Origin of the sequence: Paraburkholderia sp. Tr-20389 (assembly GCF_017104565.1) — a bacterium.
Lineage (GTDB): Bacteria > Pseudomonadota > Gammaproteobacteria > Burkholderiales > Burkholderiaceae > Paraburkholderia.
Genome location: NZ_JAAGPD010000008.1, coordinates 25,427 through 38,458 on the forward strand (window position 1 = coordinate 25,427; position 13,032 = coordinate 38,458).

The 13,032-nt window shown below is 60.3% G+C and carries 10 protein-coding genes; 1 reads left to right on the forward strand and 9 read right to left on the reverse strand.

What is annotated here, in order from left to right; all coding sequences use genetic code 11:
• Positions 1-13: 13 nt before the first annotated feature.
• Both G3N95_RS11610 and G3N95_RS11615 read right to left on the reverse strand, forming a co-directional pair.
• Complete coding sequence (locus G3N95_RS11610; protein ID WP_205970328.1) at positions 14-1,621, reverse strand: multicopper oxidase family protein; 1,608 nt, start codon at positions 1,619-1,621, stop codon at positions 14-16.
• Positions 1,622-1,661: 40 nt separating this feature from the next.
• The gene (locus G3N95_RS11615; RefSeq protein WP_205970133.1) at positions 1,662-3,221 is read right to left on the reverse strand and encodes a multicopper oxidase family protein; all 1,560 of its coding nucleotides are present in this window, start codon (positions 3,219-3,221) and stop codon (positions 1,662-1,664) included.
• 320 nt (positions 3,222-3,541) lie between these two features.
• On the opposite strand from G3N95_RS11615, the gene G3N95_RS11620 reads away from it, so the two are divergent.
• A complete protein-coding gene (locus G3N95_RS11620) occupies positions 3,542-4,492 on the forward strand; it encodes a glycosyltransferase (protein ID WP_205970134.1) in 951 nt (316 codons plus the stop codon).
• 22 nt (positions 4,493-4,514) lie between these two features.
• Here the strand turns inward: G3N95_RS11620 and rfbB are convergent, their stop codons facing one another.
• From rfbB to G3N95_RS11655, 7 genes are all read right to left on the reverse strand, one after another.
• A complete protein-coding gene (rfbB, locus tag G3N95_RS11625; protein WP_205970135.1) occupies positions 4,515-5,576 on the reverse strand; it encodes a dTDP-glucose 4,6-dehydratase in 1,062 nt (353 codons plus the stop codon).
• A 61-nt stretch (positions 5,577-5,637) separates the two neighbouring features.
• Positions 5,638-6,591 carry a glucose-1-phosphate thymidylyltransferase RfbA gene (gene rfbA, locus G3N95_RS11630; RefSeq protein WP_205970136.1) on the reverse strand — a complete coding sequence of 318 codons (954 nt, stop codon included), beginning with the start codon at positions 6,589-6,591 and terminating at the stop codon, positions 5,638-5,640.
• A gap of 66 nt (positions 6,592-6,657) precedes the next feature.
• Positions 6,658-7,617 carry a glycosyltransferase family 2 protein gene (locus G3N95_RS11635; protein WP_205970137.1) on the reverse strand — a complete coding sequence of 320 codons (960 nt, stop codon included), beginning with the start codon at positions 7,615-7,617 and terminating at the stop codon, positions 6,658-6,660.
• Positions 7,618-7,643: 26 nt separating this feature from the next.
• The gene (locus G3N95_RS11640) at positions 7,644-8,783 is read right to left on the reverse strand and encodes an NAD-dependent epimerase/dehydratase family protein (protein ID WP_205970138.1); all 1,140 of its coding nucleotides are present in this window, start codon (positions 8,781-8,783) and stop codon (positions 7,644-7,646) included.
• Positions 8,784-8,852: 69 nt separating this feature from the next.
• Positions 8,853-10,100 (reverse strand): flippase, encoded by a 1,248-nt coding sequence (locus tag G3N95_RS11645; RefSeq protein WP_205970139.1) that lies wholly within the window; start codon positions 10,098-10,100, stop codon positions 8,853-8,855.
• A 26-nt stretch (positions 10,101-10,126) separates the two neighbouring features.
• Positions 10,127-11,794, reverse strand: a complete 1,668-nt coding sequence (locus tag G3N95_RS11650; protein ID WP_205970140.1) for a beta-glucosidase — start codon at positions 11,792-11,794, stop codon at positions 10,127-10,129.
• Positions 11,795-11,814: 20 nt separating this feature from the next.
• Complete coding sequence (locus G3N95_RS11655; RefSeq protein ID WP_205970141.1) at positions 11,815-13,008, reverse strand: hypothetical protein; 1,194 nt, start codon at positions 13,006-13,008, stop codon at positions 11,815-11,817.
• Positions 13,009-13,032 lie beyond the last annotated feature (24 nt).

The window sequence follows — 13,032 nt, forward strand, 5'->3', positions numbered from 1 at the left end:
TCTCCCCGTCTCTCTAATTGCCTTCGTTGATCGTGAACGCCTGCGGATCGACGAGCATCATCATCATCATTCCGCCAGGGAAGATGTTGTTCGTCGTGATCTCGCGCTCATTGTGCGAATGCCACATGTAGGCGAAGCCTGCTTCCGATGTCGGCGAATTCGCGATCGTGCCGCTCGGCGGCGTGGTGCCCGTGTACGACGTCGCGCGAACCGTCGCGTCCGGACCGAGATACGGACTGCCGCCATACCACGCGCCGTTCGTGAGAACGCGCGCGTCGGGCAAGGTCACGGGGCCGCCGCTGCCGACATTGCCGAACGGATGCGCTTCGAGCGGCTTGTTGTGATCGGCGCACCACTCGTAGTAGTTGGGCGCTTTCGGATCCGCCGTGTAGTAGCCGTTCGCATCGGGAATGCAGACACTGCCGTCGCCCGCCGTGTGCCCATAGACGTCCCAGTTCAGGCCCTTGCCCGTCCAGTAGAAGATGCCGTCCATCGCGAGGCCGGGCGTCGTGGTCGTCGTGAAGAGCAGCGGTCCGGCGAGCTTCGTCGCGTCCGTCTTGCTCAGGATCAGATTGCCGTCGCGAGCCAGCACGCGCACGTGATTGCCGTGCTCGTGGAACGGATGCTGCCAGCGGCCCGAGCCGATCACGCGCAACAACACCAGCTCGCCCGGATGCATGTGCGGATTGCCGTTGTACGGCTGATGCGGATACTGCTGCGCATAGTTGGGGTCCATGTCGTCGGGCATCGAGCGGCCGTTGATCATGAAATACGCCGGGTGATACGGCTCCGTTTCGACGGACATGCAGCCCGTCGGCTGCGAGCACGATTTGCTCGCTTCCTGTTCGGCCTGCGCGTGAATGCGCGGATCCATCTCGGAGAACTGGAACAGGTACTCGCGGTCGTAGCACGCGGACGGATGGTTGTATGCCGCCGCCGCATTGCGGAAGTCGGGCTGGCCGTCCGGCAGCGAGGCCTGCACGGCGCGGCAGCCGGTGGGCACGGCGAGCGCGCCGGGCGCCGAGGTCGGCAGCACGATGATCGCGCCCGACAAGCCCATCTCGACCTGCAGATCGCCTTGCGTGCCACTGTAATAGGCGTGCGTGCCGGGGGTCGACGCGACGAAGCTATACGTGACGCTGTTGCCGTGCGTCGCCTCGCGCGTGAGCAGCCCAGGCACGCCCGTCAGCGCGGCAGGACACGTGCCGTCCGGGTTGAGCGCGGCGGCGCAGACCTGAAAGCCCGGAAACAGGATCGACGTATTGCCCGCCGCTTCGGGCAGGTTGTTCGTCAATGTCACGGTGACCGTGTCGCCCTGCTTCACGATCAGCGTCGGCCCCGGCACCTGCATGCCGGGGCAGTTCGCACCCGGAATGCCCGCCGGCGAAAAGCCCGTCGGCGCGGTGCGGCAGCCGTAGCCCCACGCGTAGACACTCGAACCGTCCGGCTGACTGATCCGGTCGGCTTGAGCCGTGAGATCGAAGCTCGTTCCCGTGATGCCCGGCGCTGCTGCGCGCGCGTGCTGACAGAGCAGCACGACGACGAGCAGTGCGTAGAACGACACATGGAACAACGCCTGCAACGGCGTGAAGCGCAGCGAGCCGCAGCGCGCAGCGGTCATGCGCCGGAAGTTGTCGATGATGGTGCCCACGGCTCATCTCCTAGGTGCAGGACTTCGTGCTCGGGTCCACCGCGTGGCAGATGTGGACTTCCGTCATCAATCCGCCGAAGTTTTCGGCATCGTTCGACAGGTGGTCGAGGTTCGGCGTGTACAGATAGAAGATCGATCCCGGCGTATAGCGAGTGGTATCGCTCGCGTCGAGGATCACGTCGATCGACTCGCCGCCGCCCAGCGTGATCGAGTTGGTCAGGTAGGTCATGTCGTTGCCGGCAAGATCGCGCAACAGGCGCGCATTGATACCGATCACATGCATCGGTATGCCCAGCGATGCGAGCGTCTGGAACTCGCTCACATCGAGGTCCGAAATACGCAGCAGTGCCTTGCCGCCCGCCGGGATGTTGATCAGCGCGGGCAACGGTTGCGAGAAGTGCTGCGTGCCGTCCGCGACAGGCGTCTGCATCGGACCTTGCGTGACGGTATCCGGATAGCTGCGGCCATTGAGAAGGAAGTACTTGTCCTTCATGTCGGTGAACGGCTCAGGATTGAACGTCATGCCCACGAAGTGGAAGTTCGGATCGAAGCCGTGAATCTGCACGGGATACTCGACGTCATAGGCCGTCGAACCGTCGCCGTCGTTATACGCATACAGCGTCGGCGTGCCGCTGCTGTTCTTCACGTGCATCACGCTGTTCTGCGGCGGCAGCGGCGTCGAACAGAGAATGTCGTTGCCGCACGCGGTGCGCAGGTCTTTCTGCTGCAGAAGCAACGCGTTGTAGAGCGTGCCGCTCGATACGCGGTTCTGCCGCGGCCTCACGAAGATCTGGCCGACCATGCCCATCTGCAAATGCTCCGGCGGCGTGATGTGGCAGTGCCAGAAGTAGGTGCCGGCATCGGGCGCGAGATAGTAGTAAGTGAAGCTCGCGCCGATATTGATCGCGACCGACGCGTCGGGCACGCCGTCGTAAAACGCGGATGCATTCGGATAACCGTGGAAGTGCACCGTGTGCTGCTCGAACAGATCGGGGCGCATGATCATCCCGACGTTGGTCAGCGTGAGGAAGAACTCGTCGTCTTCGTCGATGGCCATCGTCGGCGCGGGCTCGTTCCCGTTCATCACGCCTACGTCCATGATCTGCCGTGGATCGACGTGCCCCGTCAATTGCCCGGGCGGCGTCGATTCCGGGTCGGGCACGAGGCCGATCGCGCCGTTGTAGTTCGGATCGGCGGCCGTGCCGACCACATTGAACACCGACGCGAACTCGGTGCCGGGCAATCCCTTCTGGATATCGGCGAGGCCGGACAACGGGCCAAACGCAAACAGATAGGTCTGGGTGCCGTCGGCCATCGTCGCGTAGCCGTCGCCGCCGGAGATCTGCTGGCATTTGATCGCGCCGTTGGTGACGCCCGTCGGGGTCGACGTCTGACCGGTAACGGACGGGCCCGTGTAGGCAGGCTCACCCGCGCCTGCCGGCAGAGCTGTCGGGTGCAAGGTGGTAGTGGGTGGACATTGCACCCTGAACGACTGCGCGAACGACGGCAACGCAAACAGCAGCAGCAACAGCGCCGCCACGCCGTTGCGGTATGCGAGGGTGCTGGACATAGGACCTCCGCTGAGGAGTCAGTCAGCGCGGGGGGCGCGCTTCCGCCGGGCAATGCGAACACGGGAAGGGGCAACATCGATACACCTTCCCGTATCTGGATTCTGTAGATGGACGAAGATCGACGGGATGGGGCACCTCCCTACATTTGCAGTAGGGTTGACCCAATCGAGGCGTGGGGAACGTGATGGACGCGGTTAGCGCGTGAAGGGATGGTGACGGCAAACATCTAGACCTTGTCGGATCGGCGGCGCGGTTGGTGCGTAGTGTCGAATCACAGGAAGCCGCACGTGCTGGCGCAAAGCTTCGGGAGGAGACGCGAGTGACCGATGACCAGAACACCCATCCTTTGGTGAGCGTCTATATTCCGACGAAAAACCGGCTGCCGCTTCTGCAAAGGGCGGTCGCGTCGGTCTTGCAGCAGACCTATCCTCATATAGAACTGGTCGTGGCCGACGACGGCTCAACGGACGGCACGCGCGAGTACCTTCGCGAACTCGCCGCATCGGGGAAATGCGTGGCCGTTTTCCTGCCGGTAAGCGAAGGCGCCTGTGCGGCGAGAAACGCAGCGATCTCACTGACGACAGGCGAGTTTCTTACCGGCCTGGACGACGACGATTACTTCCTTCCTCAAAGAATCGAATGTTTCGTCCAGCGATGGATGGAGCTTTCCGCACATGGCGAAACCGACGGCATCGCCGGGCTGTTCGATTCGGCGCGCTGGATCGGCCATGCAATGGAGCGGACCCTTTTCGACCGCGCCTGCGCACACCCGAGCGATCTCGCGGCCGCATGCGCCGTCGGTACGCAGGTATTCTCCACACGCGAGAGGTTCGCCGCTGCCGGTCTCTTCGACAACGCGATGCAGATCTGGCAAGACTGGGACTTATGGCTGCGGATGGCGCATCGGTATGGACAATTCATCGGCATCCGCACCTGCACTTACGTGATCGACGCGACGCATCAGCGTGAGCGGATCTCCGACCGGTCCGAATCGGCCGTGCGGCGCGCAGCACAACTCTTTGCCGCCAAGCACTATGCATCGGCGCCGATTCAGCGGTTCCGGATACGCGCGGTGTTTGTCGATTACCCGCAGGTTCGGCTCGGTTTGCTTGAACTGGCGGGGCTGTTCGCCATAGGAAGCCGGAGAGCCGTCGGCAGATATCTGCTTCGGCACACGGTTGGCCCCGATCTGTACGACCAGATACGCCGACGACTTTCCGGCTGGTCCGTTTTCTTCGTGAAGCTGAGGTCGGGCGGATTGCGCCGGTGAACGCGGCGCCGCGATCCGTTTCTCAGGCGTCGATCAGATCATCCACGCCCGCCAGCTTAAGATACTCGCCCGAAGTTACGTCGCTGACCCAACGCTGATGAGCGAGGTACCAGTCGACTGTTCTTCTTAGCCCGGTTTCGAATGTCTCTTCCGGCGTCCAGCCGAGTTCGCGCTCCAGCTTGCCGGCATTGATCGCGTATCGGCGGTCGTGCCCGGGGCGATCGGCGACAGCCGTGATCTGCTCGCGGTACGGACCCGATGCCTTCGGCAACCGCTCGTCGAGCAGGCGGCACAACGCATGCACGACGTCGATGTTCGCCACTTCGTTGCACCCTCCGATGTTGTAGGTTTCGCCCGGCCGGCCTTTCGCGAGCACCGCGCGGATCGCCTTGCAGTGGTCGCCGACATACAGCCAGTCCCTCACATTCAGTCCGTCGCCGTAAACCGGGAGCGGCTTGCCGGCCAGTGCTCGGGTTATCGTCACCGGAATCAGCTTCTCGGGGAACTGGTACGGGCCGTAGTTGTTCGAGCAGTGTGTCGTGAGCGTCGGCAAGCCATACGTGTGATGCCACGCGCGCACCAGATGATCGGAACTCGCCTTGGACGCGGAATAGGGGCTGTTCGGCGCATAAAGACTGCTCTCCGAAAAGGGCGGCGCCTGCATCGACAGCGAACCGAATACCTCGTCTGTCGAGACATGCAGGAAGCGAAATTCGTCCCGGGCCGCGGCCGGCAATGCTTGCCAATAGTGACGCGCCGCTTCGAGCAGCGTAAAGGTGCCGATCACATTGGTTTGCATGAATTCGCCGGGACCGTGAATCGATCGGTCGACATGGCTCTCGGCCGCGAAATGAAGAATCGCCCGTGGCTGATATTGCTCCAGAAGGTAATCCATCGCCTCCCGGTCGCAGATGTCCTCGCGCACGAAGATGTGACTCCGGTCGCCGCGCAATGATTCGAGCGTACCGAGGTTGCCCGCGTAAGTCAGCTTGTCGACGTTCACGACCGTTTCATCCACGGTGTTCAACCAGTCGATGACAAAGTTCGCCCCAATAAAACCCGCTCCACCCGTTACCAGAATCATGGTCGCCTCATCAAGCGTTATCGACGTGCCGCGTTGGTTGGAAAGTGCGAAGATGTTTGCCTTAAGAGACGCGCCGAATACGCCCGCTCCCGACGTGCTGAGGCGCTGATTCGATACCGGATTCCCGTGCCGGCCATGCGACCCGGTCCTGCGCGATGTCCGTCAGGTATCTTCCGTAAGCCGACTTCGACAGCGGTCTGGCGAGCGCCTGCAACTGGTCGCCGTCGATCCACTGCATGCGAAACGCGATTTCTTCCGGGCACGCGACCATCATGCCCTGCCGTTTCTGAAGCGTGGCGATGAACGTGGACGCATCGATCAACGAGTCGTGGGTGCCCGTATCCAGCCAGGCGTAACCGCGTCCCATGATCTCGACATGCAATTGCTGGCGGCGCAGATAGTGCACGTTGACGTCCGTGATTTCCAGCTCGCCGCGCGCGGACGGCTTGATATCCGCCGCGATGTCGCAGACCTGTCTGTCGTAGAAGTAAAGCCCCGTCACCGCATAGCTCGAACGCGGCTTGGCCGGCTTTTCTTCGATTGAAAGCGCCTTGAATTCCGGGTCGAACTCGACGACACCGTAGCGCTCCGGATCATTCACATGGTAGGCAAACACGGTCGCGCCGTCGTCGCGATCGTTCACATGAGCAAGCTGCTTGACCAGCTCATGTCCGTAGAAAATATTGTCGCCAAGAATCAGCGCAGAGTTGTCGTTTCCGACGAACGAGCGGCCGATGATGAACGCCTGCGCGAGGCCGTCCGGCGCTGGTTGCACCGCGTATTGCAGATTCATGCCCCACTTGCTGCCGTCACCGAGAAGCGCCTGAAACCGCGGGGTATCTTCCGTCGTCGAAATGATCAGTACGTCGCGTATGCCCGCCACCATCAGCGTGCAAAGCGGGTAGTAAATCATCGGCTTGTCGTAGACGGGAAGAAGCTGTTTCGAAACCGAATGCGTTACCGGATACAGCCGCGTACCCGACCCGCCAGCGAGGATGATTCCTTTACGAGCCATGACCGCCTCCTCAAATCCATATCGCCTGATTACAGTGGTTGACGACGCGCGCATGCGCAATGCGCTTCATATTCCTTCTTTCTGCGGCGAACCCTTCATATAACCAGCCGGCGCCGTGCACGAGACGCTGAGGCCGAGTCGCAATCCCGACGCGATGCCGCGCAATACGCTCTTGCGCCCCGCCACCGTAAAGCGCGGATATTTGTAGAGCATCGCGAGAAGCGAATAAGCAATCGGAACGGCGGAAGAAAACGTCCCAAGACTCTTTCGGCTGAAGTAAATGCGGTTACGCGTGACATAGAAGAGCGTGAACGGACTCTCGCCGCCGCCCGTCGAAAAGCTGACCTTATGCGCCACTTCCGACGAAGGAACGTAAAGCAGCCGGATACCCGCCTTGTTCATGCGCCATACGAAATCGACGTCGTCGTAATACACGAAGTACTGCTCATCCATCACGCCAACGCGCGAGAATACGCTCTTGTGCAGCAACGTGAAGCACGTTGGGGCGTACTCCGTGACGAATTCCTGATTGAACTGGCCGCGATCTTCGACACCGTCGCCCACGTGTTTGACGACCGCCTTCATCCTCGAAATGAAACCCCCGGCGCACCAGATCCGATTGGTGCCGTGATAGAAAATCTTCGGACACGTCGCCAGTACGTCGCCTTTCCCATTGCGATCGACGAGTTCCGCGATGGTCCGCACGCCCCTGAATTCGACATCGTTATTCGCCAGCAGCACGTACTCGCACCCGTCGGCGAGCGCCAGTTCGATTCCCTGATTGTTGCCGCGCGCGACGCCGAGATTCGCGTTGTTGAAGATCACGCGCGTCTCGATTCCTACTTGATCCGCCAGCTTGCGCGCCAATACGCTGCCGCTGTCCGTCGCGCTGTTGTCGATCACATACAGCTTGAGATTCACGTCCTGCTGCACGTCGAGAGACGCGAAGAAGTCGTCGAGTACGTCGTCGGACTGGTATAGAACCGTGACGACGCCGATCAGCGGTCTCGAACGGTCGATAATCATCTCGCTACTCCTTGGGGATATTCCCGTCAGCTTTGGTAGAGTCCTCGCGACTTCATTTCGGTGACGCTCTTGTCGTAGGTATCCGGCGCGATGTCCTGTCTTTCGACCCACGCGGCGAAACGCGCGATGCCTTCGTCGAAAGAGACTTTCGGCTGGAATCCGAGCCGTTCTCGCGGCCGGGTGAGGTCCGCGTAGTTGTGCCGGATGTCGCCGAGGCGGAACGCGCCCGTCACGTTGATAGGTACGTTGCTGCCGTACAGATCGCGCAGCTTCGTCGCCACGCCCAGCACCTCAGTACGCTCTCCGGAGCCGATGCCGAAGATCTGATGGTCCGCATTAGGGCTCAGAAGCGCTGCCATCGTGGCATCGCAGACATCGTCGATATAGACGAAATCTCGGCTTTCCAGCCCGTCTTCGAATACGTTGATCGGGTTGTCGTTTTTAATCCGCGTCGAAAAGATCGACAGGATGCCGGTGTACGGATTCGACAATGACTGGCCGGGGCCGTAGACGTTCTGGTATCGCAGCGCACAGCCTGCGATCCCCAAGGAGCGGCATACCGTCATCACCATCTGTTCCTGGTTGTATTTGGTGATGCCGTACACGGACGAGGGATTGATCCTCGAATCTTCGTCGGTAGGCAGACATTCCATTTTTTCGCCCGTACGCGGACACATGAAATCGAAATGCCCGGCACGCATTTCGTTTTCCTCGCGCGCGCCAGGATAGACGATTCCCTCTGCCGGCGAGCGATACTTCCCTTCGCCATAGATCGCGCGCGACGAAGCGACCACGACCTTCTTGACCGTGTGCCCGGTATTCTTCACCAGCACGTCGAGCATCAGCGCAGTGCCGCGCACGTTGACCTTGATATAGCGGTCGACCTCGTACATCGACTGGCCCGTCCCCGTCTCCGCCGCGAGGTGCACGATTGCGTCTTGTCCTCGCATCGAGCGTTCAAGTGTTTCGCGGTCCAGCACCGAGCCTTCGATGAAGCGCACCTGATCCTTCACCGACAGAAACAACGCGGATTTGTTGTAGGGATCGTCGCCGTGAATCTGGGGTGACAGATTGTCGAGCACCGTCACCGTCACGTTTTGGCTCACCAGCTTTCTGGCGAGATTCGAACCGATAAAGCCGGCACCACCGGTAATGAGCACTTTCATACTTGCACCGCTCCTTAAGGTTCCAACCGTGATCCCTGACGTCCGATCCTCAGGGGGGAAGACCACGCGTCAGCGACTGTCCAACGCCTGTACGACGCCCTTCGAGTGCAACGTGTAGGCCATTGCGACAACCACCGCCGTTTGCGTGATGAGCACCGCAGCCGCAGCGCCGACTGCAGCAAACCACGTTGCAAGAAAGTAGATCAACACGACGTTCAATGCACCGGACGACAACAGGATCCGGCTGAACTGGTTCTTCATGCCGAGGGGCAACATGGCCTGCACGCCAAAGATGTTGGCCAGTCCCGCCATGAGCGGAAGGAAGGCCATCCAGCGCAATACGTCGGTAGTCGGGATGAAATGCGCGCCGTACAGAACCTTCACCGCATAGGGCGCACTGACGAAAATGGTCAGGGAGACGGCGAGCATGATGGTCCCCTGCGCCGCCAGCAATTTCCGCAGCAAGACCATCGCGTCGTCTCTCGCGTGATGCATCAGATAGCTGATGCGCGGATAAGCCGCGTTCGACAGAGGCGTGATCATGCCGATGCCTGCTTTCACCAGCTTGTCCGCTGCGGCGAAGTAACCTGCCTCGACATTGCCGGCGACGAAACCTAGCACCACCGTGTTCGTGTAAGCGTAGAAGTTCACCGAGAACACTGCGACGAACACTTGCCATCCCGCCCGACACGCCGCGACGATGTCGGCAACCGACGTACGGAAGCGCCCCACCTCCTTGCGTAAAAGCACGTATCCGAGAATGACGACGCTCGCCCCCATGGTCACAGCGCTGTTGATGCCCATCGCCCAGTAGATGTCCGACTTCGTCCGAACAAGCAGGAACATGGCTGGCAGGCTGAGTACGCGGCTCGTGAGCGTCACCATGCTCAGCAGCTTGAGCTTCTCCGTACCTTGCATGTACCAGCCCGGACACAAGCTGGCTCCGAGCGCCGTGCCATAGCCAATCGCCAGCAACTCCCGGTCATCCGCGAGACGTCCGACAATGAACGTCAGCGCCATGAGCGCAATGAATCCCGCGATCGCAATCAGGATCTGGGCGGTCAACGTGGTCCAGAACAGTTCCGTGCGCTTCTCGCGATCGTCGCGGTGAACCGAAATCTGCGGCGTGACTGTCAGATCGAATCCATACTGCGCGAGATTGACGAAGTACATGATGATCGCCATCGCGACGCTGAGACGACCGAATCCTTCCGCAGTCAGCACGCGCGTCTGCCAGGGCACGATCAGCATCGGCACCACGTATGTCGAAATCTGCACCAGCAAAAGAAAGGCGGCGTTTTTCCTCACCGACGACATGGAAACTCCCAATATCCGAGCTACGATCAGCGCACGACGGCCTCTGGGACCAGGTAGGATGGCAACGGTCCAAGCCGCCACTTCAGCCCTGACGCGGCGGCAGTCACGGGAGACTCGGCACCCTGCCAGTCACGTTGCACATACTTGCCCGCAGGCACTTGCACAGAGACAACGCGAGCGGCGTTCTCCGTCGTCCATCCGACGATGACAGGCTCTGCATTGCCGTACTGAAACACCTTCACGTTGTCTTCGTCGACGAGTGCTGTCTGCCATTTACGGCTTCCGAGCGTGGCGGCAAGAACAGCCGAAGCGACAAAGGCGGGCTTCGGAGAAAGGTCCTTTCTCAGCATGCCGAAGTTGTCTTCTTTGTTCGAAGGGTCGACGCCGTCATCGACGAAGTCGTACCAGAACATGACCTTGGCAGCGCCGTACCGCCTCGACAGCAGATAGCTCCTGACCAGATAAGCCGCCTGAGACGTCTGATCGAGTCCAGCCGAATCCGGGCTCGACGGCCAACCCAATTCGGTGATCCAGAGCTGTAGGCGCCTTCCGTCCGTACGCGGATTCTGTTCAGCCATCTGACCCAGATAAGGCCATGCCGTCGGAATGCTGACGGACCCAATGGCGGCACCCGCAGTCGGATACCCCTTCTCCGGCGTGTGCGGCGACATATACGGATGAACGCTGAACGCATCCTGGTAGTCGAGTGCGCCGCTTTTCTTCATCTCCGCGAGACAGTCTCCGCCGGGACCACCGCCGGCGCCGCCTCCGCCGCACGAAACCACGGTGGCCTGCGGGCTGCGCTCCTTGATCTGCACGTAGACGGTTTTCAGCAACGCCACGTAGTCGGGATAGCCGATCTGCGCGAAGGCCGGCTCGTTCCAGACTTCCCAATGCTTGACCGTCGCGCCATAGTGACGAACCACTTCATCGACATAACGAACGAAGAACCGTCGCGCCTCCGGCGTCTTTGGGAAACTCTGGTCCCCACCGAAGAGTGCCGGATAGGCTTTCGCATTGCCATACGCCAGCACGACCAGCGGCGAGATCCCGAGCTTCGATGCGTGATTCAGATAGTCGTCATAGTTTCGTGGGAAAACAAACGCGCCCGGCTTCTGTTCGATCTGATCCCAGTAAAGCTCATCGCGTATCCATGAAAAGCCGGCAGTCTTGACGAGCGGCAACACGACTTCCGGCGAACCCTTTCCTTGTGCGAAATGCGTGACCACGCCGAAATCCGGAAAAGGCGAACGTCCGCGTTGGGGAATTGCTGCGACGTTGACGCGCTTTGAGGCTATCGTTTTTCCATCCGCGGAGAGCAGCGTGGCGTCCACCAGAAACAGCCCTGTGCGCGGAATCGCAACGCTGACCGTCGCGCCGGCACCTTCGCGCGTCAAGGTGATCGCCTGCCGATACGAGGCAATCGGATCGCTCACCAGCGCGCCATCGGCGTCATAACTCAAGAGTGAAGTTCGAAGCGTCGCGCCGCCGGTTTGCTCCTGAGGCGGTATGCCGAACTCGATCTTCATGTTCCCGGCGCCATGCGCGATCAGCGAGCCCGACGGATTGTTCACACTGAGCGTCGCTTCGGCGCTCAGCGCATCGGACATGCCTGCGCACGACATCACGACTGCTGAAAGCAGCAGCACACGCATCGATGTCGTCAAACAGTTCAGGACACGACCTGCGGGCATGAAGGCTCCTTGCTGTTCCGTCATGACATGCTCTTGCGAGGGATCGAATAAGGCATCGGCGCGAACGATTTCCACGCGGGCTGGCGATTCACTCCTCTCAGATACTTCGCGCTGTACGCGGAGAACCGTGGCCAGTAGATGGTCAGGTAAGCGAGCGGCACAAACGACGTAACGGTCGTAATGCTCACTGTCGCGGTCAGCAGCAGGAACAGGAGCATGACGAAGCCGTCGCTGGCAGTCAGCGCGACCACGCCGAACAGGATCACCGCGCTGAACAATCCCATCTCGGCGACGTTCGCCGGCAACCCGGCGAACGTCACCCCTGCGCCCTGTACGTCCCGCTCGATAAGATGCACGTATGGCAAGTACCGGTAGTGCGAGATTAGATCGTTTGCATTGATCCCGTGAACGACGTCTTCCAGATTCGCATCGAACAGGAAAGCATATCCACTGAGCCGATGCCCGAACGTCTCCGAATCGAAGAAATTGAAACGCGCGAGATATGCGCCTATCAGCGCAAAGATTGCCGTATATGCCAACAGAACAATCAGAGGATGGATCGTGCGTATGCGATCGCGCAGCGGGTACAGCGCGGCGAAGATCAGAAACACAAACGAGGATTTGGAAAAGCTGATGAACAGGCCGATGCAGTAAAGCACGATCATCTTGCGGCTCGTCGTCCCTCTGATGATGTCCGCGACGAACGATCCCACCAGCAAGGATGAAAAGAACCCCGCTTCCCGCGAGAACCCTGACACGCGCGAAAAGTAGAAGATTTCATAGAAGTTGGTGTTGGTTTCCGTCGCATACTCGCCCCACAGCATTTTCGACAGGTTCTTCGGTCCAAGCTGTATCGACAGACCCTGATCGACGTAGTAAAGGACGAACTGCGCCAGAGCGAAAATCACGTTGATCGCCATCCATTGATGCAGATAATCCAGGCCGCGCTCGGAGCTATACAAGAGATAGCCTACGCACACGGCGATGGACAGTACCCGGACCGCCACCGACGGCGAGCCAATGAAGCTGACGATCAGCGCAACGCCCAAGGGCCCGCTCCATCGGCGGAACGTGCTGCCGGCGAAGCGTGCGAAACCCGGGTCCAGAAACGGGATGACGACATAGACGTATACGGTGACACCCGATATCTGCGGATTGAAGATCACGCAGGTAAAGAACATATAGAACAGAATCGATATCACCTTGGGGTACATCGATATCTCCGTTAAAGCGCCGTT